The organism is Mycobacteroides saopaulense (genome assembly GCF_001456355.1).
Classification (GTDB): domain Bacteria; phylum Actinomycetota; class Actinomycetes; order Mycobacteriales; family Mycobacteriaceae; genus Mycobacterium; species Mycobacterium saopaulense.
In genome coordinates this window covers 751,424-775,141 of the sequence record NZ_CP010271.1, presented here as the reverse complement: position 1 = coordinate 775,141, position 23,718 = coordinate 751,424, and the positions used below count along the sequence as shown (strand labels likewise).

The following is a 23,718-nucleotide window of genomic DNA, read 5'->3' as shown; positions in this document are numbered from 1 at the left end:
GGAGCTGTGGCCGGTCGGGTTCGTCGACTTTAGCCCCACCATAGGGGCAGAATTCCGAAGCAAGCTAATCCCTACGGCGGGGACGACCTATACCGGAACCCTGTTATGTGAAGTGCTTGAATCTGTTGATTACCATATTCTTTCGGTGCGAATAGTTGCGCCGAGGCGAGACGACACCCCACCTACCGTCTGGGAGATTCGCTCCGAACTCACCGACAGGGACGTCAGCGGAACGTCGGCGACAACGAACGTCTACGGCACGAACGCTGATGATCCCGACGAACGCATCCTGCTCAATGTCCTTGGTGCGGTGGCCCGTTGGATCTACGGACATGCCGAAAAGACGTTGAGCGCCGCGCAGTGACAGCCCGCGACCGAAAGCAAGCTGCTTGTCACGCGGAAACCGCCGAAAGTCTTCGGCCGTCAGAGCATCCATGAAGCGAATCTACTGGGGCTACACCCGATCCGGGTCGGCCTCGGGCGCGTCTGCCCCGGAGGTTTCCTCGGACGTTCGGAACCGTATGAACACCGGAGCCAGCAGCGCGGCAACGATCACACCGACCACCACGAGTGCGCCGCCGCCTGCTGCGGCCGCAGTCGTACCCACCACGGCGGCGGCCGCGCCGTGCGCGAAGTCCGCCACTCGCGGCCCCCCGGCGACCACCACCGTGAAGACACCCTGCAGACGACCCCGGACATCGTCGGTCGCAACCGACTGCAGGATCGTGGTCCGGAAAGCCGCCGACACCATGTCCGCGATGCCGCCGATCACCAGGAAGAACAACGTCAGCCAGAGCAGTGGGGCGTGCGCGGTCAGCCCGAAGCCCACCATCGCCAGGCCCCACACCACGATGCTGACGACCACCGCGAGTCCCTGACGATCGATCCGGTGGAACCAGCCGGAGAACACCCCGCCGATCACGGCACCCACCGATATGGCCGCCGACAACAACGCGATCACGGTGCCGCCGTCGGCGGGATCACCGAACCCCTCGTGGGCGATCTGCGGGAACAGAATGCGCGGCATCCCGAAGATCATCGCGATGAGATCCACCACGAAGGACATCAACACGATCTTGTGCCCCGCCAGATAGCGCAAGCCGTCGAGCACTTCGCGAAATCCACTGGTGCGCAGATCTCGTGCACCACCGGCGGGCGGCATCCTGTGCAACTGGATGGTCGCCCAGATCGGAGCCAGGCAGGCGATCGCGTCGATCAGGTACAGCGTGGACAGGTCCACCCACTTGAGCAGAACACCGGCCAGCAGTGGTCCGGCGATGAACCCGAACTGCTGCACCGTCATGTTCAGCGCGTTGGCGGCGGGCAGCTGATCCAGCGAAAGCATGCGGGGAATCGCGGCGGCGCGGGTGGGTGAGTTGACCGCGAAGAAGGCCTGCTGCACCGACAGCAGGCACAGCACCACCCACACGTTGTCGACGGACAGCGCCGCCTGCAACCACAACAGCACCGACGAAACACCCAACCCGATCGCGGTGATGATCAGCAGGGTCCGCCGATCCATCCGGTCGGCCAGCGCGCCACCCCACAGGCCGAAGACCACCAACGGCACGAGCCCGAACACACCCGTCAGTCCGACGTACGCCGAGCTCTGGGTCAGCGCGTAGATCTGGACGGGGACGGCGAACAGTGTCAGCCCGGCTCCGATGACCGTGACCACTCCGGCCAGCCAGAGACGCCGGAAATCGGCATTGCGCAACGGTGTGATGTCGGCGAAAAAACGTCTCAGACCGCACCCGCTCCACTCGTTACCGGCTAACGGACGCCACGGCGTCCCGGCTAGCTAACCTACCCGGGACGCCGCCGGTTCACTCCTTCGACTCTGCTACCGCATCGGATCGCGTGGGCGCCGCCGACTCCGCATCCGCGTCCGGCAGCTGGCCCACCAGATACTCGGCGAGCCCGCCGATGGTCGGATAGTCGAACACCGCGGTCGCGTTGATGGTGAACTTGCCGCCGAACTGGCTGTGCAGTCGGTTGCGCAGTTCGATCGCCATCAACGAGTCCGTGCCCAGATCCAGGAACCGGCTCGTCGCGGCCGGCGGCTGCGCCAGACGCAGGAAGTTCTGCACCTCGCGCTGAAGGAACTCGGTCACAAAGCCGGCGCGCTGCGGCACCGGGATCTCCATCAGCTGCTTGAGCAGCTCACTGTCACCGGTCACCTCGCCCATGGCACTGGGCAACACCAGATCCAGGATCGGCGGACGCGAACTACCCAGCACCTTGGCCGCGCGCTGCCAGTTCGCCTTGAGCACGGTGGCCTGACCGGTTCCGTTGGCAACGACCTCGGCAAGGGCCGCGAGCGCCGCCGAGGGATCCAGCGGAATCAGACCCTGCGCACCGATGTTCGCGGTCGCGGCCTCCGAAGAAGCCATGCCGCCCTGACCCCACGGGCCGAAGTTGATACCCGTGGCCGGCAGACCCTGCGCCCTGCGCTGCGCGATCAGACCGTCGAGCAAGGCATTGGCCGTCGCGTAGTTGGACTGTCCGGGCGAACCGAACAGGCTGGACACCGACGAGGACACGATGAAGAAGTCCAGATCGTCCTCCCTGGTCAACCCGTCCAGGTACTGCGCACCGAAGGCCTTGGGCGCCAACGTCGTCCGGAACCTCTCCACGCTCTGCTGCCCGAGCAGCGCATCGTCAAGCACGCCCGCCAGATGCGCGACACCCGCCAAGGGCGGCAGCTCCGCGCGGATCCGCTCCAGGAGCTTGGCGACCTCGGACTCCTCGCCGACATCGGCGGTGAACACGTGGATGCGAGTCTTGGAGCGCTCGGTGATCTCCTCGATCAGTCGCTGTGCGTCGGTGTCGGGTGCACGCCGGCTGGTCAACACGATGTCACCGGCACCGAGCTGAGCCAGGTAGGACGCGGTGTGCAGGCCGATCGCACCCAGACCACCGGTGATCAGGTAGGTCCGATCCTGGTGCGGCGCAAGCGGATTCGGCATCTGGCACACGATCTTGCCGATGTGGCGGGCCTGCTGCATGCGGCGGAACGCGGTCCGGGCCTCCGTCAGCGGATAGATTTCCGCGGGCAGTGGCGTCCACTCCCCCTTGGCCAACCCGTCCGACACCTCGGTGAGCAGGACGCGAATGCGATCGGGTTCGGTGAACATCACCGTGTCCAGGGCCACGATCTCGTACGCGATATCGGGCCGGGCCGCCGCCATCTGTTCCGTGGTCCAGATATCGCGCTTGGCGATCTCGGCGAAACGGCCGTTCTGCGCGGTGGCACGCAGCGTCGCCTCGATGAAACCCTCGCTGGTCAGGCTGTTGAGGACGACATCCACACCCTTGCCGTCGGTATCCGCCAGGATCTGATCGGCAAAATCGGTTGTGCGCGAGTCATATACGTACTTCACACCCAGCTTGCGCAGCGTCGCCCGCTTGAAGGTACTAGCCGTGGCGAACACCTCGGCCCCGAACTGCTGGGCCATCTGAATGGCCGCCAGTCCGACGCCACCACTGGCGGCGTGGATGAGCACCCGATCACCCGGCTTGAGCTGCGCCCAGTCGAACGAGAGCCGAACCGTGAGCGCGGCAGCGGGAATGGTCGCGGCCTCGACCGCACTGATCCCGTCGGGGATGGGTGCCAGGAACTGGGCCGGCACGTTGAACCGGCTGCCGAAGGCACCCTGCATGGAGCCGTAGACCCGCTGGCCCACCTCGACCCCGGTGACACCCTCACTCAATTGCGTGACGACACCGGCGAAGTCGCCGCCGATCGGGCCGGGATCACCCGGGTACAGGCCCAGCACGTTGAGCACGTCGCGGAAGTTGAGACCAGCGGCCTCCACCCGCACCTGTACGTAGCCCTCGTCCGGCGCCGGCACCTCCTTCTCGGTGATCCGCAGGTTGTCGATGGCGCCACGTTCGGTGGGCGCCAGCACGTAATCGCTGCCGCGCGGCACCGTCAGATGCCCGGTGCGCGACCACGGCAACAACCGGGAAGCCAGCAGCTTGCCCTGCCGCACTGCGATTTCCGGCTCCGCCGGTTCTTGGCCGGGGGTGCCCAACAGATTGGCCAGCGCCTGGACGGCCTCCGGCGATCCATCGCAATCGACAAGCTTGGCGCGCAGCGCCGGCTCCTCGTTGATGGTGGTACGCCCGAATCCCCACAGGGATGCCTGCACCGGATCGACGGGCTCGCCGGACTCGGTGGCCACGGCCCGCTCGGTGACGATCCACAATCCGTTGGGCAGTTTCACGCCGTTCTGCCCGCTGTTCTGCACCGTGTGCACGGCGCTGAGCAGGTTGGCTATCTCAGCCTCCAGGCGCACGGCGGCGTCGGCTGTCGACTCCTGCGCGCCCGGCCCGGCCGCGCGCCACACCACACCGGAGAACGGGACGCCACGCTCCTTGGCCTCCACGAGCACCTGCCCCAGGAGCTCGGGGTCGGTCTCGCGGTGCAGCGGGATGCAGCCGGGAACCTTGCCGGCGAGCTCGTCGAACCCGGCGATCAGCCAGGTACCGCTTGCATTTTCGGCTTCAGCTGTGCCCGCCTCAGAAGGCGGAACCGGAACCTCGTGCCAGCCAAGGGTGTACAGCAGCCTGGTGGCATCGCCACCCAGCCCGCGCAGCAGCGCCTCACGCGGCGCACGCTTGACGGTGAACTCGCGAATCCCACCCAGGTGACGGCCATCCCGATCCAGGTAGTCGAGATCGAAAACCTGCGTCTCGCTGTCCAGCGGGCTCTCGTGCCAGCGCGCACGGCAGTAGAAGCGCCGAGGCATCTTCTCCTTCAACGTCACCTGGCCATACCGCAGGGGCAGGAACAGATCGTTGACACCCTGCTCGGCCGCGAGCAGTGCCGGGAACGCCGGGAAGGCGACACCGGTGCACAGGTCCATCAAGACCGGGTGCATCGGCTCGGCGCCCAGTTGTTCGGCAAGTTCTTCACCGACAAGGACATCGCCGATCGCCTCGCCCTGACCCAGCCACAACGACTTCAGGGAGCCCGACCAGGTTGGGCCCCAGGACAATTCCAGGTCGGCGAAGGTCTCGAACAGCTCGTTCGGACGCATGCGTTCCATCCGCTCGATGGCCGCGTCGACCGGCTCGGAAGGCTCGGATACCGGCTCGTCGGCATCTTGGCCGATACCGGTGACAACGGTGCCTTCGGCGTTCAGCGACCAGTCGACGTCGCGTTCACCATACGGACGGCTGTGCACCTGGAATTTCGACCCGCCGCCATCTTCCAGTGGATGCAGCGTCAGCTGCACCTCACGAGAACTCTTCTCCGGCAGGATGATCGGCTCGTAGAAGAACACATCCTTGGCCCGCGCCGGAGTTCCGACGGCCGCCAGAGCCATCGCGGCATACGTCGCGCCGGGGACGACGACGGTGCCGTAGATGACGTGATCGGACAGCCACGGCTGCGACCTGACCGACAACCGGCTGATGTACACCGAATCGCCGGAGGCCAGATCCTCGCCCCTGCCCAGGATGCCCGAAGGCAAGCCGCCCCCGCCTTCGATGGCGGTACCGGACGACTTCGGCCAGAAGCGACGGCGCTGGAACGGATAGGTGGGCAGCTCCACCGTGTGGCCGGAGTGGCGTTGCAGCGCAGCGAAATTGGGCCGATGCCCACCAACGTACGCCGCGGCCAGGGCCTCAGCAATCTGCCGCCGGTCACCAACCCCCTTGCGCAGCGAGACAATTGCCCGAGGCGCGGCCAAATGCTCCGGCCAGACCTGCACCGCGGCGCCGGTCAGCACCGGCTGCGGGCCGATCTCCATCAACACCGAGCATCCCAGGGCGGCCGCGGTCCGCACGCTTTCGGCGAACTGGACAGGCTGGCGGGAATGCCGGCGCCAGTATTGGGCATCGATCGGTGTCTGAGCCGTCAGCACGGCACCCGTACGGTTGCAGACCAGCGGCAGGGTCGGGGTGGCGAACTGCACTTGCGCTGCGTACGACTCGAATTCGTCCAGAACCGGGTCCAACAACTCCGAGTGGAATGCGTGGCTGGTCTCCAACCAGGTGCAGCGGATCCCTTCTTCCTGGAATCGGGCGACTGCCTGTTCCAAGTCCTCGCCCGGCCCCGAGAGCACGGTGTTCGGTCCGTTGTAGGCACCGACCGACACCCGCGGAAACTCCCCGGCGACCTGCTCGACGTGCTTGGGGTCGCTGAACACGGCGACCATGCGTCCGCCCGCGGGCAGGCTGCCGAACAAGCGACCACGCTCGGCCATCAGGCGCGCGCCATCCTCGAGACTGAACACCCCGGCCACGCATGCGGCCGCGTACTGGCCGACACTGTGCCCCAACACCACATCGGGCTCGATGCCCCAGGACTGCCACAGCCGCGCCAGACCCATCTCGACGGCGAAGAGCGCCGGCTGCGCAAACGACGTGTGCCGCAACGTCTCTCCGGCCTTGCCGCCGCTCTCCCTATCGGTGGCGAACATGACGTCCAGCAGCGGCTGATCCAGGATGTCCTTCACCGCTTCCGCGCAACGCGTCACGGTTTCGGCGAACACCGGCTCCGCGTCGAACAATTCACGTGCCATGCCCGGATACTGGCTGCCCTGCCCGGTGAACAGCCATGCTGTCGTCGGGTGGTTGGTGTGCTCGCCCCGCACCACACCGGGACGCAGACGGTTCTGGACCAACTCGGCCAGCCCCTCACGGGCCGCCTGCACCGAATCCACGACCAGCGCGGCCCGATGCTCGAAGTGCGACCTGCCCCGCCCTGCGGTGAGGCACACATCTTCGAGGTCGACGTCCGGATTGGCCGTCAGCCAGGACTCGTAACGCTGTGCCACCGCGACGAGCGCCTCCGGTGATCGTGCGGACAGCGGGAGCACGCTCACCTCGCCGGCCTGAGGCGCGGACTCGTCCGCCTCCGGCGCGGACTGCGGCTGTGGTGCCTCCTCGATCAGCACGTGAGCGTTGGTACCGGTGAAGCCGAAGGAGCTCACGCCGGCGCGACGCGGACGGCCGTTGGCCTGCCACGGAATTGCCTTGTCCACCACCCGCACGGGCAGCGAGTCCCAGGGGATGTGTGGCGACGGGTCGTCGAAATGCAGGCTCTGCGGCAGCACCCCGTGTTGCAGCGAGAGCACAACCTTGATCAGACCCGCTGCACCGGAGGCTGATTCGGTGTGACCGATGTTGGACTTCACCGAGCCCATCAGCAGCGGCCGGTCCGCCTCGCGCGAACCGCCGTAGGCTGCCGCGGCCGCCTGCACCTCGATCGGATCACCCAGCGGGGTACCCGTTCCGTGCGCCTCGAGGTAGTCCACGTCGCCGCCCACCAGACCGGCGCGCGCCAGCACCGTACCGATGAGTCGCTGCTGCGCACCACCGTTGGGCACGGTGAGCCCGCTGGAGGCCCCGTCCTGGTTCACCGCGCTGCCGGGAATCACGGCCAGAACCCGGTCCCCATCGCGCTCGGCGTCACTCAGCCGCTTGAGCACCAGGATCCCGCAGCCTTCGCTGCGTACATAGCCGTCGGCGGACGCGTCGAAGGTCTTGCACCGTCCGACCGGCGACAGCATCCTGGCGCGTGAGGCCGCGATGACCGTCACCGGGCTCAGCAGCACGTTCACACCACCGGCCAACGCCAAGTCACAGTCACCCGAGTGCAGGGCCTGAACCGCCTGATGCACGGCCACCAATGCCGAACTGCACGCGGTGTCGACCGCTACCGCCGGTCCCTCGAACCCCAGCGCGAACGCCACACGCCCGGAGATCGCGTTGAGCGCGTTGCCGGTGATGAAGTAGGGCTCGATCTTGTCGATCGACTCCGACGACAGCAGGTGCGCGTACTCGTTGGCACCCACGCCCGCGAAGATGCCGGTTCTGCTGCCGCGCAATGCCGCCGGTGAGTATCCGGCCCGCTCCAGGCCTTCCCATACCGTTTCGAGCATCAGGCGCTGCTGTGGCTCGATCCACACGGCCTCACGCGGGGAGATGCCGAAGAATTCGGGGTCGAATCCATCGATACCGTCCAGGAATCCGCCGAAGCGCGTGTATGTCTTGCCCGCGGTCTCCGGATCGGGGTCGTAGAACTCGTCGATGTCGAAGCGGTCCTCGGGTACCTCGCGAATCGCGTCGACACCGCCGGACAACACCTCCCAGAAGGCTTCCGGGTCGGGGGCACCCGGGAACCGGCAGGACACCGCGACGATCGCGATCGGTTCGTCGGTCCGGTCCGTGACGGCCGATGCCAATTGTGGCGCCGACTTGGCTTGCTCATTCAGGCCGAGCACCTCACCGAGCAGGTAATCGGCGACATCCGAGATGCGTGGATGGTCCATCACCAGTGTGACGGGAATTTCCTTGCCCACCCCCGTTTCCATGCGGCGCCGCAATTCGACGGCCATCAGCGAGTCCATGCCGAGGTCGAAGAATCCCGCGTCCTCGCGGATCTCCGCCACGTCCACGCGCGTCACCTCTGCCACCGCGTCACGCAGGTAGTCGGTCAGCAGCTTCTTGCGCTGCTGCACCGGAGCGGCCGCCAGCCGACTCACCAACTCCGTGGCGCCCGACTGCGGCGCGCCGGCCGAGGCAGCGAGGCGCGAGGGCACCTCGCGCTCCAACTCCGCCAGGAATGCCCGCCGCCCCGCCTGCTGATAGAGCGGCAGGAAGCGAGCCCAGTCGATGCGGGCGACGACACCCTGCGGCGAGGAAGCCGCGACCACGTCGGCCAGGCCGGCCAGCGCGTCGGCAGGTGACAGCGTCTTGATCCCGCGCTGCTCCAGTCGCGCACGGGATTCGGCGTCTGCCATGCCCGCCGACCAGGGGCCGAAGTTGACGCTGGTTCCGGCGATACCCTGCTCGCGCAGCCGCCAGGCCAGCCCGTCGAGGAAGGCGTTCGCCGCGCTGTAGGCAGTCTGTCCGAAGCCGCCCCACACCGAGGCGATGGAGGAGGTGTTGATAAAGAATTCGAGCTTCAGGTCGGCCGCGGCTTCACTCAGATGCCAAGCACCCCAGACCTTGCCGGCGAAGACACGGTCCACTTCGGCTTGCTGAGATTCGGAGTCGAGGTCGCTCAGCGGGGTGGTGCCGATCTCGCCCGCGGCGTGCACGATGCCGGCCAACGGCGGCAACTCGGCCTGTACACCCGCCAACAGGCGAGCGACGTCGTGCGCGTCGGAGACGTCGGCGGTGACGACCCGGACTTGGCAGCCGTATTGCGCAGCGAGTGCGTCGATGCGCTGCTGCGCTGCCTCGCCGGGCTCGCGCCTGCTCGTCAGCACCAGGTGCTTGGCCCCATTCGCCACCAGGTAGCCGGCAATCTCCAGACCGATCGAGCCGAGCCCGCCGGTCACCAAATACGTTGCGTCATCGCGCACTTCGAGCGGCTTGCCGCTCGGCAGCTCATCACGACGAACCAGGCGGGGAACGTAGACCGCTTGACCGCGCAGCGCGATCTGGTCTTCCCTGACAGCGGCATCGCTCGACGCCGAGGTGCGGCTGATGAACTGCGCCCATTCCTCGGCGCTGCCGTCGGCGAGGTCGGCCAGTCCACCCCACACCTGCGGCAGCTCCAGCGCCGCGGCGCGGCCGAATCCCCACAACGCACTCTGCTCCGGTGCCACCGTGTCGGTATCGGTGATCCGCTGTGCGCCATGTGTTACCACCCAGATGGGAGCACGCAGCCCAGCGCCGGCCGCGGCGCGGAAGAGCCTGCGGGTTCCGCCCAGTACCTGGTGTTGCATCCGCAGCACCGACCGCGTGGAGGGGGCGCCGCCGCCGAGGGCAGCGACATGCACGATGCGCAGCGCCGAATCACCTTCTGCCGCAGCACGCAACGTATCCACAAGCTGCGCCTCGTCGGCGTCGGAGGCCGGCAAGCCAAGGATCCGATGCTGTTGTCCGCGGGCCGTCAGTGCGTCGATCAGCGGCTGCGCGCCTCCGGCGGCATCGCCGACAAGAAGCCATGTGGCGGCACCGGCGTCCGCGGTGGACAGCGGTGTCGGGGACTTGTCCCAGCGGTACTGATAGCGATCATCGGCGATGGACTGAGTGGTGCGTTGCTGGTTGTGTTGCGCCGCAAGCCTTGTCAGCACCGACAGGGTCTGCTGGTCGCTGCCTGCATTACCCAGGAGGTTCGCGAGTTCCTCGATCTTTCCGTCCTCGAGCAGCCGGATGGCTTGGGTGCGGGTGCCACCGACGTTCTGCTGCGGGTTCGGGTTATCCCGGTTGTCCCGATACCAGTACTGGCGATGTTCGAACGGATAGGTAGGCAGGTCCAACTTCCGCGCGGGCCCATGCTGGAACGCGGCGAAGTTCGGCACGTGGCCCAGGACGTAAGCGTCGGCAGCGGCCTCCGTGATCTGCCGATGGTCGGCAGTGTTTCGGCGCAATGAGGCGATCGCCCTCGGTGCGGTCGCCGGGTCGGGCCATGCCCGCAGGGCCGCGGCGGTGAGTACCGGTTGTGGGCCTATCTCCAGCAATACCTTGCAGTTCATGTCGGCAAGGGTTTGCACGCTCTTGGCGAACTCCACCGGCTGGCGCGCATGACGACGCCAGTAGGCACCGTCGAGTTTCGTGCTTCTGCCGAGCGCGGCGCCGGTGCGGTTGTCGATCAGAATCCGTTGCGGAGTCCTGTAATTGAACTGACCCGCATATGCCTCGAATTCGTCGAGGATCGGGTCCAGCAGTGCCGAATGGAACGCATGACTGGTCTCAAGGAAGTCGCAGCGGACGCCCTCAGCGACCAGCCCCGCCACCGCCTTCTCCAGATCTTGTGCGGGCCCGGACAATACGGTGTTGGCGCCGTTGTAGGCGGCGACCGAAAGACTGGGGAACTCGTCGGTCAGACTCTCCACACGCTCGGCATCGGTGAACACCGCCGCCATCCGGCCGCCCGCGGGCAGACTGCCGAACAGCCTGCCCCGCTCGGCGATCAATCGCGCGCCATCTTCGAGGCTGAACACCTCCGCGACGCACGCTGCCGAATACTGGCCGACGCTGTGTCCGAGCACCACATCCGGCTCGAAACCCCACGACTGCCACAGCCGGGCCAGACCCATTTCCACCGCGAACAGGGCGGGCTGGGCGTAGGAGGTCTGCCGCAGCGTCTCCTCGGCCTCGGGGCCATCCACATCGAAAATAGCATCCAGCAATGGCTTTTCGAGAACATCGGCGACCGCCGCGGCGCAACGATTCAGGGTCTCTGCAAACACCGGCTCGGTCTCGAACAACTCTCGTGCCATGCCGGGGTACTGACTGCCCTGACCGGTGAACAGCCAGGCCGTCTTGGGCGTGTCGTGCGACTCTCCACGCCCGAGTCCGGGAGCGGGGCGGTCGTCGGCGACGGCTCCCAACAACTCGACGGCGGCTTCCCGCGAGTTGACGACCAACGCGGCACGGTGCTCCAGATGCGCTCGTCCCACTCCGGCTGTCAGGCACAGGTCGGCCAGGGTGGCCTCCGGATGCGCGCTCAACCAGCCGCGGTACTGATCGGCGATCTGCACCAACGCAGCGGGTGTCCGCGCGGAGAGCGGCAGAATGCTGAACTTCCGGCCCCCGGCAGGTGCGGGCGCGTCGACCACGTCCTGCGGCGCGGCCGGAGCTTCTTCGAGGATCACATGCGCGTTGGTTCCGGCGAATCCGAACGAGCTGACGCCCGCGATACGGGGCCGCCCGTTGCGCCCCCACGGCCGGGCCTCCTTGACGACCTCCACCGGAAGCCGGTCCCAGGGAATGTGCGGCGAAGGGTTCTGAAAGTTGCGGTGCTGCGGCAACAGCTCGTTCTCAAGCGACAAGATGACCTTGATGACACCCGCGATACCCGCGGCCGCCTCCAGGTGCCCGATATTCGTCTTCGCCGATCCGATCAACAGTGGATCGTTGGCTTCGCGACCGATGCCGTAGGCGGCGCCGGCGGCCTGAGCCTCGATCGGGTCGCCCAGCGATGTCCCGGTGCCGTGCGCTTCCAGATACCCGACCTCACTGGGTGCCACTCCGGCACGCTTGAGCGCATCGGCGATAACCCGCTGCTGAGCAACGCCATTGGGTACCGTCAACCCGCCCGATGCGCCGTCCTGGTTAATCGCACTCCCCCGGATGACCGCCCGGATCCGGTCGCCATCGCGGATCGCATCCTCAAGGCGCTTGATGACGATGACACCGGAGCCCTCGCCACGCACGTACCCGTCGGCGGCCGCGTCGAAGGTCTTGCACTTGCCGTCGGGCGCGAGCATGTGCGCGTGCGAGAACGTGATCATCGTCGCGGGGGTCAGCAGGACATTCGCGCCGCCGGCCAGTGCGAGGTCGCACTCTCCGAGCTGAAGTGCTTGGCACGCTTGATGAATTGCTACCAGCGACGAACTGCACGCTGTGTCGACGGCAACCGCCGGTCCTTGCAACCCCAGTCGGTAGCTGATGCGACCGGCTGCCGCGGCGTTGGACGTACCGATGGCCATGTAGGCCTCGATCTCGGGGTAGGTCAGCTCATCGGAGGCCATCCCCAGGTAATCGTGTGTGGCCAGGCCGACGAATACACCACTATTAGTCTCAGCCAAATCCGTTGGCGCGATACCGGAATGCTCGACCGCACGCCATGCCGTCTCCAGCAAAAGTCGGTGCTGTGGGTCCATCAGCCTGACCTCGCGCGTCGACATACCGAAGAACGGTGCGTCAAACCCCGTGACGTCATCGACGAATCCGGCGCGCCGGGTCACGACCTTGCCGGGAGCCCCGGGTTCGGAGTCGAAGAATTCGTCGGCGTCCCATCGATCGGCGGGCACCTCAGATATCGCATCGCGGCCCTCGCGCAACACGTCCCAGAACTCGTCCGCGTCTGCGGCACCAGGAAAACGCGCTGCATATCCGATGATTGCAAAACGTGGGGCTGGTTCGATCGGATGGTCGGCGGATTCCATGAGGTGGCCTCCTTGCGTCGGCGGGTGGGGAGAGTGGCCCTCGACGTCGTCGGGCGAGAATGTGACTCGGGACATCTGGGGGTGCGAACGCGACTCTAGCCGAACAAGTATCGTGCGCACTGTCGTTCCCAAACTTCATAGTTCCTAGGACAGTAAGTTCTAGTTATTACCGGTATGCCATGTGGCGCATGGGGTTTCCGGATCGGCTCGACTGGCGACTACACGGTCGAGCCGAGGGTATGTTGGGCCAGCGATGAGTAATGCCGGAGCGGGGCCGGCCAAGCGAGAGGGACGGCGTTTTGCGCATAGGCACGATAACGGTTGGCGCACTTGGTGAATGGACGTTGAGTCCGGGCTCCGTCACCTCGTGGCACCCCACCCCCACGGCCGCCGAGAAGGCCCGGCAGGCACCTGTGAGTTCGGTGCCAGTCAGCTACATGCAGAGCCAGCATCTCCGGAATTACTACGAGCGCGACACTGCGGGACTGAACTTTTCACGGCAGATCATTGCCAGCTGTGACGTTCCTGGGAATTGTGACATCGCCGCCATGGACCACGCACTCAACGCGTACCTGCGCCGCCACGACACGTTCCGCAGCTGGTTCGAGCGCACCGAAGACGGCGATTTCGTCAGGCATTCGATCACCGATCCGGACGACATCGAATTCGCCCCTGTAACGCAAGGGCATATGACTGTCGATGAGATACGTAACCACGTCATCGACATACCGAGTCCACTGGAATGGGGGTGCTTCACCTTCGGAATCATCCAGAGCGAGAACCACTTCACGTTCTTTGCTGCCATGGATCATGTGCATGGCGATGCGACGCTGATCGGCACCACGATGATGGAAGCCAACGGGATGTACTCCGCATTGAGCGGAGGCGGCCAGGCCCTCACGCTTCCCGACGCCGGCAGTTTCGACGACTTCTGTACTCGCGAGCGCGAATTCACGTCGACGTTGACCTTGGACTCCCCGGGCGTCCAGGCCTGGATCGACTTTGCCGAGAACAACAACGGCACCTTCCCCGAGTTCCCACTCCCGCTCGGCAATCCGTCGGAATCGACCAGCAGCACCATGACTTCGCTGTCGCTGATGAACCCGGAGCAGACCGATCGATTCGAGTCCGCCTGCGGGGCCGCCGGCTCACGGTTCGTCGGCGGTCTGTTCGCCTGCCTCGGTCTGGTCGAACACGAATTCACCGGGGCCGTCACGTATTACGGGCTCACGCCGAGAGATTCCCGCACAGCTAGCGACAACTTCATGACGCAAGGCTGGTTTACCGGGCTTATTCCGATCACCGTTCCGATCGCGGCAACCTCCTTCAACGATGCCGCCTACGCGGCGCAGAGCGCGTTCGATTCGAGTCTGGACATGGCTCGGGTGCCGTACTACCGGGTGCTGGAACTGGCGCCGTGGCTGAAGTGGCCGGAACCGAATTTTCCGGTGTCGAACTTCTTCCACGGTGGCGCCGCACCGCTCAACGCGATCCTCGCGGCGGGCGAGTTGGGCCTTGCCGACAACATCGGCATCTATCCGGACGGCCGGTTCTCCTACCAGCTGACCATCTACATATTCCGGTACGGCGAGGGCACGGCGATGGCGATCATGCATCCCGACAACCCGATCGCCGAGAAGTCGGCTCTGCGCTACATGGAGGCGATGAAGTCAGTGTGCGTGCGAGTCGCGGACAGCGGGCACTGGGGACGCGTCGCGTAGCTTGGGCGACATCAGAATGAGGGTGAGGAATATATGCGGCGGCTAGCCGATCTCGTGGTGCGGTGGCCATGGGCGGTGATAGGCGCCTGGGTCGCGCTGGCCATCGCCCTGCCGCTGACCTTCCCCTCGTTGAACGAGATGGCGGAGAAGCATCCACTCGCCATCTTGCCGGCGGACGCACCCTCGAGTGTGGCCGCCAAGAAGATGACCGAGGCGTTCCACGAGTCGAGCAACGACGACCTTCTCATCGTCGTGTTCATCAACGAGAACGGACTCGGAGCCGACGACGCGGCGACCTACCGCAAGGTCGTGGACGCGCTGCGCCACGACCTGACGAACGTGGTGTCGGTGCAAGACTTCATCGGCACACCCGAATTGCGAAAGTTCCTGACGAGTCAGGACAACAAGACCTGGGTCCTGCCGGTTGGCCTCGCGGGCGAGTTGGGCACACCCAAGTCCTTCGAGTCCTACAAACGGGTGACCGACCTCATCCAGCGCAGCATCGAGGGCAGTCCGACCACCGTGCACATCACCGGTCCGGCCGCCACCGTCGCCGACCTCACCGTCGCGGGTCAACAAGATCGTCTACCGATCGAGCTCGCGATCGCCATCCTGGTGCTCGCGGTGTTGCTCATGGTCTATCGCAGTGCACTGACGATGATGCTTCCGCTGGTGACCATCGGCTCGTCGCTGGTGATCGCGCAGTCCGTGGTGGCGGCCTACTCGCAACTGACCGGCGCGGGCGTCTCGAACCAGTCCATCGTCTTCCTGAGCGCGATCTTGGCAGGCGCCGGAACGGACTACGCGGTCTTCCTCATCAGCCGCTATCACGACTACCTGCGGGCGGGTAAAACCTATAACCAGGCCGTCAGGGCCGCGATGATGTCGATCGGCAAGGTGATCACCGCATCTGCCATGACGGTGGGCGTCACCTTTCTGCTCCTGAGCTTCGCCAAGATGGGCGTCTTCCAAACGGTCGGCGTGTCGTCGGCGATCGGGATCGGTGTCGCCTACCTGTCCGGCATGACGCTGCTGCCGGCCATCCTGGTGCTCGCCGGGCCGCGCGGCTGGGTCAAGCCGCGCCGTGAATTGACTGCCCAGTTCTGGCGGCGGTCCGGTATCCGCATCGTCCGCCGCCCGATTCCACACCTGGTGGCCAGTGTGCTCGTGCTGGGACTGCTGGGCAGCTGCGCCCTGCTCGCGCGCTACAACTACGACGACCGCAAGGCCGTATCGCCGTCGGCGCCGAGCTCGGTGGGGTACACCGCGCTGGAGCGTCACTTCCCGCTCAGCCAATCCATCCCGGAATACATCCTCATCCAGTCGCCGCGTGACCTGCGCACCCCGCAGGCCCTCGCCGACCTGGAGCAGATGGCCTCGCGCATCGCCCAACTGCCGGATGTGGCCCTGGTCAGCGGCGTTACCCGTCCCTTGGGCGAGGTGCCGCCCGAGTTCAGAGCCACCTACCAGGCCGGGCTCGTCGGCACCCGGCTGGCAGACGGCTCCAACCAGATCAACCAGCGCAGCAGCGATCTCAATCGACTCACCTCCGGCGCCAACACGCTGGCCGGCAGCCTCACCGATCTGCGCAATCAGCTGGGCAAGATCACCCCCGGACTGCAGAGCCTGCTGGAGGCGTCGAACTCGCTGAAAACCAAATCCGGCGGTGACGAGCTGGTGCGGAACGTGGACAACGCCGCCAAACTCGTCGACGAAATCAACGCGCTGGCCAACGACATGGGGTGGAACTTCTCCGCCGCCAAGGACATGTTCGGCTGGATCAACCCTGTCCTGACGGCGCTGCAAGGCAACCCGGTCTGCGATGCCGACACCTCGTGCAGCAATACGCGCGGGCAGTTCGAGCGGCTCGTCGGCGAACGCAACAGCGGCCGCCTCGACGAGATCGAGCGCCTCGCCCGCCAACTCGGCAACTCGCCGGGCAACAAGGCGACCCTCTCCGCGACGGTGACCAAGCTAAACGCCTCGCTACTGAGTGTCGTCAACGGACTTCATGCCATGGGTCTGGACAAGCCCGGCGGCCCGCAGGCCGGGCTCAACCAACTGCGGCAGGGTGCCGACCGCCTGGCCGGAGGCAGTCAGCAGGTGGCCGGCGGAGTGGATCAACTCGTCGGGCAGATCAAGGTGATCGTCAACGGCCTCAACCAGGCATCGAACTTCCTGCTGACGATGAAGAACAACGCCGCGGACCCCTCACAGGCGGGTTTCAACATCCCTGCCGAGGTCCTGAACAATCCGGACTTCCAACGGGCCGCTCACGCATTCATCTCACCCGACGGCCACTCCGTGCGGTATTTGATCCAGACCAAACTCAACCCGTTCAGCCCCGAGGCGATGGACCAGGTCAACGTGATCAACGACGTTGCCAAGGGCGCCCAGCCCAACACCACACTGGCCGACGCCACGATATCGATGGGCGGGTTCCCCACCGCGCTGCGTGACACACGCGACTACTACCAACACGACATCCGGTTCATCATCGCGGCGACGCTCATCGTCGTGCTGCTGACATTGATGGTGTTGCTACGCGCGATCGTCGCGCCGCTGTACCTGGTCGGTTCGGTGGTGCTCTCCTACTTCGCGGCCATCGGTATCGGCGTGCTGACCTTCCAGTTCCTACTCGGCCAGCAACTGCATTGGACCGTGCCGCCCTTGGCTTTTGTCGTGCTGGTGGCGGTGGGTGCCGACTACAACATGCTCTTCGTGTCGCGCATGCGCGACGAGTCGAGCAACAGCGTGCGCTACGGCATCATCCGCGCCCTGAACTCCACGGGTGGCGTCATCACCGCGGCCGGGCTGATCTTCGCTGCGTCGGTGGGCGGCCTGCTCTTCTCTAGCATTGGAATCGTGGTCCAAGGCGGCTTCGTGATCGGCGTGGGAATCCTGTTGGACACCTTCGTGGTCCGGACCATCACAGTGCCCGCCATCGCGGCATTGGTGGGTAAGGCGAACTGGTGGCCATCGCAGGTCAGCGCGGCGCGGGCGTCCGCGGAGAAGCCCCCTGCCACCGCGTCGGCAGGTTAGCAAGCACTCGTTATGTATGTGAGACTGAAAATGAAGTTGAGTCAGGAGCACGGATGAAGGACCTTCTCGCAGGCGCCGCGGTGCTGGTAGTCGCTTGCGTAACAGGATGTTTCGGCATCCCGTCCGCGCTCGCCGATGACCCGCAGGTTCCCGGCCCACCGATCCCCCGGGTCACGGCCGACGGGCAGGTCCTCGCCGCACCCACGGGGCCGGATCGCACCGCGTACGCCCTCGGCGGCGCGCACGTGCTCGGCATCCCGTACGACGAATACATCCGGATGACCGGCAAGGACTGGTTCCCCAACATGAAGCGGGAAAACGTCTGGTACCCGGCCGGCCAGGTCCAGGGCCACACCCTGGAGCGTTTCTTCCCCGGCATCGGTCCGATCGGAGAGAAGATCCTGCCCGGTCTGGGTCTGGACGGCCCCAGCATCGGCGAATCGATCGACATCGGAGAGCCCAACCTCGAAAACGCCATTCGCAGCGGGGGCCCCGGAACCGCGATGGGCCTATCCGAAGGGGCACTGGTGCTCAACGCGGTCAAGAACGCGCTGGCGACAGATCCGACCGCACCGGCACCGGATTCACTGACCTTCGCGACGTTCGGCGATCCGATCGCGAAGAGTCCCTTCAGCGAGAGCTTCCTGACTCAGAACTTCGCGCCCGGATCCGTGGTGCCCTTCATGGACTACCCGATCCCGCCCCGGGTCGACAGTCAGTACCACACCGACCAATTCATCTCCGCCTACGACAGCATCGCGGACTGGCCGGACCGGCCGGACAATCTGTTCGCGCTCGCCAACGCCATCGCGGGCCTGGCCACCGGCCACACCGCGGTGGCATTCACCAACCCCAAGATGGTTCCGGCGCGCAACATCGTGACCGAGACCAATTCCCGGGGCGGCACGACGACGACGTACTTCATCCCGGAACAGCACCTGCCCCTGGTGATGGGTTTCAAGTACCTCGGAGTGCCCGAAGAGACGCTCAACAGGCTCGATGCGATTCTGCAACCGCGCGTGGACGCGGGCTACTCGCGCAACGATGATCCGGCAACGGCGCCGATCGCAGTCGACCCGCGACGGGGTTTCGACCCCGCGGAAGTGACGGCGCCTGCCTCGCAGGCGACATTCGGCGGCGGATCAGATCCGCTTTCACAGATCACCAGCGGCGCTCTCGCCGTGCTGGGCAACGGCACGCGCCCGACCCCTCCCAATTAGTACGGACGTGACACCATGACACCTTCAACCCAGTCATCCATCCTGTCGATGCTGCACGGACGTGCCAGCCTGCGCCCGGATGACATCGCATTCACCTTCACCGACTACACCCACAACCCGGCCGGTGTCGCCGAGAGCCTTACCTGGTCGCAGCTGTCGCGCCGCACGTTCAACGTGGCCCGCGAGCTCAGCCAGCACGCCTCGGTCGGTGACAGGGCGCTGATCCTGGCACCGCAAAGCCTTGAGTACATCCTGGCGTTCCTGGGTTCCATGCAGGCCGGGCTGATCGCGGTACCGCTCCCGCTGCCGCACCGTGGCTCCAGCCTTGACCGGGTGAGTGCCGTCTTCGATGACACGTCGCCCTCGGTGGTGCTCACGACATCGGCCGTCGCCGAGGATGTCGGCGACTACGTCGATCAGTCACGCCTCGACATCGCTCCCAAGTTAGTCGAAATCGACTCCTTGCGCCTCGACGTCGACGGCGGGCCCAGCGTTGCCCCGGGCGACGTGCCGAACATCGCGTATCTGCAGTACAGCTCGGGTTCCACCCGCACGCCCACCGGCGTGATGCTGTCGCATCGCAATCTGCAGGTGAACTTCGAGCAGTTGATGCGCAGCTTCTTCGTGGACACCGGCTCCCGAATCCCCGCCGACGCCACGATCGTGTCCTGGCTGCCGTTTTACCACGATATGGGGTTGGTGCTCGGCGTCTGCGCTCCCATCCTGGGCGGCTATCGCGCCGACCTGACCAGCCCGCTGGCGTTCCTGGAAAGCCCGTCTCGCTGGGTCCGTGCACTGGCCACCAATCCGCACGCCTGGTCGTCGGCGCCCAATTTCGCCTTCGATCTGGCGGCCCGGAAGACCACCGACGCCGACCTTGCCGGGCTCGATCTGGGCGCGGTGCTCGGCATCATCAGCGGCGCCGAGCGGGTCGAACAGTCCACCCTGCGACGCTTCGTCGATCGGTTCGCGCACTTCAATTTCCGCGACAGCATGATGCGCCCCTCCTACGGGCTGGCCGAGGCGACCGTCTTCGTGGCCTCCGGCACCTGGAGTGAAACGGCGCCCGCCGCCCACTTCGATGTCGAGGAGCTGTCCGCGGGCCGCGTTCGGCGCTGCGCCGCCGGGGCAGGAACCGCACTGGTCAAGTACAAGGTGCCGCAATCCCCCATGCTGCGGATCATCGACAACGACACCCACCGGGAGTGCCCGGCAGACGTGGTCGGCGAGATCTGGGTGCACGGCGACAACGTCGCCTCCGGCTATTGGCGCAAGTCGCCCGAGGAACAGCGCTGCTTCGGCGCCAAGGTGACGGAGCCGTCGCCCGGCACTCCCGAAGGCCCCTGGCTGCGCACCGGTGATCTCGGCTTCGTCTCCGACGGCGAGCTGTTCATCGTCGGCCGCATCAAGGACCTGTTGATCATCCGCGGGCGTAACTACTACCCCGAGGACATCGAGGCGACGGTTCAGGAGATCGCCCGCGGCCGAGTCGCGGCGATATCCGTCCCGTTCGACAGCACCGAAAAGCTGGTCACGGTCATCGAATTCAAGAAGCGCAGCGATTCGGACATCGAGGCCATCAAGAGCGAGATCACCTCGGCGATCTCCAATGCCCACGGCGTGAATGCCGGGGACGTGGTGTTGGTACCGCCCGGATCGTTGCCCACGACCACCAGCGGCAAGATCCGGCGTCGCTCGTGTGTCGACCAGTACCTGCAGAATCGGTTCACCCGTTTGGACGCGGACACTCGCCTCGGAGTCGCCTGACCCGGCATCGCTGTCGAAATGCCGTCAGATGCCGGCGAGCCCGACCGCGATCAGCACACCTCCGACCGCTGCCAGCACCAGGGCGATGTTGCGGCGGCGGTTGGATTGAATCCAGCTGTTGAGCCTCGCCATGGTCTCAGCCGTGCGCTCCGGCGCCACCGCATGCGCAAGAAACGGAATCTCCACCAGCGCAAAGGCAATGACGTTGAACAGCAGCAGGGCGGTCACCTGTGTCGCCGGCGGCGAGCCGGAGGCCACGATCACGGCCAGCGCGGCCAAGAAGTCAACGGATGGCAGTGCGATCCCCAGGCCCGCCAGGCCCGCCACCCACAGCGATCCACCCGTCGCGATCGCCTGAATGCGCGCAGAGACCTTGTCCAGCTGCGCATTTGAAGCCGGACCCCGCAGCCGCGAGGCCAACAACGCCGCAACCAGCAGCGCCGCCACCCCGATGCCGATCTGCACGCGCGGCAACGTGAAATGCGCCGACCCGATCGACACGTGCCGGAAGGCGAACAGCACGACCAGGCCCACCGCCATCCCCATCGCGAACCCGCCGCACAGGAATGCCAACAGCTGCAGATGCGGACGCGGCCGATTCAGCATAAGCACCGTCATGCCCAGACGGAACGGTTCGAAGCTGACGGCCAGGGCCATCACCAGCAGGGTGATCCACATGGATGTCAGGGCTGAAGCCGTTCAATCCGACCGTCCGTGACGACGATCCGGTTGTGCACGCGGTTCTCCCGCCCCTGCCAGAACTCGACGGCCTCGGGCGCGATCACATAACCACCCCATTGCGGAGGCACCGGCACCTGATCCAGATCGGCGAACCGCCGGGTGACGTCCTCGAGCTGGGTCAATAGCGCGTCCCGCGACGCGATGGGCGCGGACTGCTGCGACGCCCACGCCCCCAGCTGCGATCCGCGCGGCCGCTTGGACCAATAGTCGGCGGTCTGTGCCGGGTCGACCTTGGCCACCCGACCGCGTACATGAACCTGCCGGCCCAGCGCGTACCAGGGAAATGTGACGCTCGCGTAGGGCGTCTGCTCCAGCTGATGCCCCTTGGCGGAGTCGTAGTTTGAGAAGAAGGTCACACCGGCGGGGTCGATCCCCTTGCACAGCACCGTGCGCGTCACCGGTCGGCCGTTGTCCACGGTGGCCAGCACCATTGCGTTCGGCTCGGGGATGCCCGATGCCACCGCGAGATCAAACCATTTGTGCAACAAGGGAAGCCAGCCTTCGGCGAGCCAGTCGACGTCGAGATCGCCGCTGCCGTCCTTTTCGCCGGGCCGGTAATCAGAGCGCAGCCATTCGGTCACGAAAATCACGCTACAGGCGCGCGTCTAAGGAATGGCGAGGTGACTAAGAAGGACCCTTATTTGCGGGTGCAAGAATCGCCTTTACCGAGTTGTTACCCACAGGTAGGGAGTCGAGAATCATGACGGTTGCAGCGCCGCTACCAGCGGATTTCGCACCTGGACTGGAGGGCGTGACCGCCTTCGCCACCGAGATCGCCGAGCCCGACAAGGACGGCGGAGCGCTGCGTTACCGCGGCGTCGACATCGAGGATCTGGTCGCCCAGCGGGTGACCTTCGGTGACGTGTGGGCACTGTTGGTCGATGGCAAGTTCGGCCAGGGACTCCCGCCCGCCGAGCCCTTCCCCATCCCCGTGCATACCGGCGACGTCCGCGTCGACGTCCAGGCCGGGCTCGCCATGCTGGCACCCATCTGGGGATTCGAGCCGCTGCTGGACACCGAGGATTCGATCGCTCGCCATCAGCTGGCCCGCGCCTCGGTGATGGCACTGTCCTATGTAGCCCAGTCCGCGCGCGGCAATTCCCTGCCCGCCGTACCGCAAAAGGTTGTCGACGAATGCTCCACCGTCACATCACGTTTCATGACTCGCTGGCAGGGTGAACCTGACCCCAAGCATGTCGAGGCCATTGACGCGTACTGGGTTTCGGCCGCCGAGCACGGCATGAACGCCTCCACCTTCACCGCGCGAGTCATCGCGTCCACCGGAGCCGACGTGGCTGCCGCCCTCTCGGGTGCCGTCGGTGCGATGAGCGGCCCGCTGCACGGTGGCGCGCCCGCACGGGTGCTGCCGATGATCGAGCAGGCCGAGAAGACCGGCGATGCCCGCGGCGTCATCAAGGGCATCCTGGACCGTCGCGAAAAGCTCATGGGATTCGGGCACCGGGTGTACCGCGCCGAGGATCCCCGTGCACGGGTGCTGCGCAGCACTGCCAAGCGACTCGGCGCCGCACGCTACGAGGTGGCCGCAGCGCTTGAGCAGGCCGCGCTCACCGAGCTGCGGGAGCGTCGTCCCGACCGCGTCATCGAGACCAATGTCGAGTTCTGGGCGGCGGTCATTCTCGACTTCGCACAGGTCCCGACCCGGATGATGCCGGCGATGTTCACCTGTGCCCGCACCGCGGGCTGGAGCGCGCACATCCTGGAGCAGAAGCGTCTCGGCAAGCTGGTGCGTCCGGCCGCGTTGTATGTCGGACCCGGACCGCGCTCCATCGAGTCCGTGGAGGGGTTCGGGCTGCTGCACTCCCGGGTGGATGCATAAGCGCCTGAAGTCCTGGCGTCACTACGCGTGAGGTGGTTGGGTGGGTCTCCATGGACACCTCTCAGACCTCTCCCGACCTCCCACCCGTAGAACCTTCCGTCTCTCCGTACATCATCGTCGAGGATTCACGTGCGGCGATCGAGTTCTATAAGAACGCCTTTGGCGCCGAAGAGCTCGGACTGCTGGAGACTCCCGACGGCAAGGTGATGCACGCCGCCGTCAAGATCAACGGCACGACGATCATGATGAACGACGACTTCCCCGAGTACAACGACGGCAAGTCGAGCACCCCCACCGCACTCGGCGGCACTCCGGTCACCATTCATCTGACCGTGCCCAACGTCGACGACTGGTTCAGTCGCGCGGTTGACGCCGGAGCAAGCATCGAGATGCCGCTCGAGGACCAGTTCTGGGGTGACCGGTTCGGGGTCATCAAGGATCCGTTCGGACACCTGTGGTCGCTGGGTCAACCGGTCAAGATCGTCAACCCCGAAGACCTCAAGAAATTCGCAGCGGGTGGCGGCCAGTAG

Annotated in this window: 11 protein-coding genes; 7 read left to right on the top strand and 4 right to left on the bottom strand. The window is 65.8% G+C overall.

Going from position 1 to position 23,718, the window contains the following annotated elements:
* Positions 1-145: 145 nt before the first annotated feature.
* Complete coding sequence (locus MYCSP_RS23015; protein ID WP_157886146.1) at positions 146-364, top strand: hypothetical protein; 219 nt, start codon at positions 146-148, stop codon at positions 362-364.
* A 90-nt stretch (positions 365-454) separates the two neighbouring features.
* Here the strand turns inward: MYCSP_RS23015 and MYCSP_RS03885 are convergent, their stop codons facing one another.
* Both MYCSP_RS03885 and MYCSP_RS03880 read right to left on the bottom strand, forming a co-directional pair.
* On the bottom strand, positions 455-1,717 hold the full coding sequence (locus tag MYCSP_RS03885) for an MFS transporter (protein WP_088413209.1): 1,263 nt from the start codon (positions 1,715-1,717) through the stop codon (positions 455-457).
* Between the two features lie 109 nt (positions 1,718-1,826).
* A complete protein-coding gene (locus MYCSP_RS03880) occupies positions 1,827-12,860 on the bottom strand; it encodes a type I polyketide synthase (protein ID WP_088413208.1) in 11,034 nt (3,677 codons plus the stop codon).
* Between the two features lie 299 nt (positions 12,861-13,159).
* Between MYCSP_RS03880 and MYCSP_RS03875 the strand changes: the two genes are divergently transcribed.
* The 4 genes from MYCSP_RS03875 to MYCSP_RS03860 are packed head-to-tail and all read left to right on the top strand — an operon-like array spanning position 13,160 to position 20,610.
* Positions 13,160-14,581 (top strand): condensation domain-containing protein, encoded by a 1,422-nt coding sequence (locus MYCSP_RS03875; RefSeq protein WP_083018885.1) that lies wholly within the window; start codon positions 13,160-13,162, stop codon positions 14,579-14,581.
* A 33-nt stretch (positions 14,582-14,614) separates the two neighbouring features.
* Positions 14,615-17,623: an MMPL/RND family transporter gene (locus MYCSP_RS03870; RefSeq protein ID WP_083018855.1), complete on the top strand. Its 3,009-nt coding sequence runs from the start codon at positions 14,615-14,617 to the stop codon at positions 17,621-17,623.
* A 53-nt stretch (positions 17,624-17,676) separates the two neighbouring features.
* On the top strand, positions 17,677-18,843 hold the full coding sequence (gene pe / locus MYCSP_RS03865; RefSeq protein ID WP_083018853.1) for an acyltransferase PE: 1,167 nt from the start codon (positions 17,677-17,679) through the stop codon (positions 18,841-18,843).
* 15 nt (positions 18,844-18,858) lie between these two features.
* Positions 18,859-20,610 (top strand): AMP-binding protein, encoded by a 1,752-nt coding sequence (locus MYCSP_RS03860; RefSeq protein WP_088413206.1) that lies wholly within the window; start codon positions 18,859-18,861, stop codon positions 20,608-20,610.
* Positions 20,611-20,634: 24 nt separating this feature from the next.
* Here MYCSP_RS03860 and MYCSP_RS03855 read toward each other — a convergent pair whose 3' ends face one another.
* Both MYCSP_RS03855 and pdxH read right to left on the bottom strand, forming a co-directional pair.
* The gene (locus tag MYCSP_RS03855) at positions 20,635-21,288 is read right to left on the bottom strand and encodes a GAP family protein (protein ID WP_083018849.1); all 654 of its coding nucleotides are present in this window, start codon (positions 21,286-21,288) and stop codon (positions 20,635-20,637) included.
* Positions 21,289-21,293: 5 nt separating this feature from the next.
* Positions 21,294-21,941: a pyridoxamine 5'-phosphate oxidase gene (gene pdxH, locus MYCSP_RS03850; RefSeq protein ID WP_083018847.1), complete on the bottom strand. Its 648-nt coding sequence runs from the start codon at positions 21,939-21,941 to the stop codon at positions 21,294-21,296.
* Positions 21,942-22,051: 110 nt separating this feature from the next.
* Between pdxH and MYCSP_RS03845 the strand changes: the two genes are divergently transcribed.
* Complete coding sequence (locus tag MYCSP_RS03845; protein ID WP_070913038.1) at positions 22,052-23,188, top strand: citrate synthase 2; 1,137 nt, start codon at positions 22,052-22,054, stop codon at positions 23,186-23,188.
* A gap of 50 nt (positions 23,189-23,238) precedes the next feature.
* Complete coding sequence (locus tag MYCSP_RS03840; protein WP_070913039.1) at positions 23,239-23,718, top strand: VOC family protein; 480 nt, start codon at positions 23,239-23,241, stop codon at positions 23,716-23,718.